1 protein-coding gene is annotated in these 374 nt (G+C 74.9%); it reads left to right on the top strand.

Translation table 11 applies throughout. The features are described from left to right. Window positions 1-13 precede the first annotated feature (13 nt). A partial coding sequence (locus AC3A46_RS19535; protein WP_487666702.1) for an Ig-like domain-containing protein occupies window positions 14-374 on the top strand: 361 nt, incomplete at its 3' end.

Below are 374 nucleotides of genomic sequence, written 5' to 3'. Positions count from 1 at the left end.
CACCCTGTCGTCCGTGCCGGCCAACCCGACCGCGGGTCAGCCGGTGGCCCTCACCGCCACCGTCACCTGCGGCGGCGCCCCGGTCCCGGGTGCGACCGTACTGTTCGCCACCACCGGCGGCCCGCTCGGCATCGGCGTCACCACCGCAGCGGGCCAGGCGACCGTCACCACCAGTGCGCTGCCCACGGGCGTCAACGTCGTCACGGCCACCGTCATCGCCGCCACCACCACCTGCACCTGCATCGGTGTCGCCGCCACGGCAACCGTGACCGTCACGGCCCCGAGCGAATGTGTGGTCACCCTGTCGTCCGTGCCGGCCAACCCGACCGCGGGTCAGCCGGTGGCCCTCACCGCCACCGTCACCTGCGGCGGCG

The organism is Microbacterium sp. Soil_C_42, from assembly GCF_057656735.1.
Note: the sequence above shows the minus strand (reverse complement) of the source record. Positions and strands in the feature narration are given on the sequence as shown.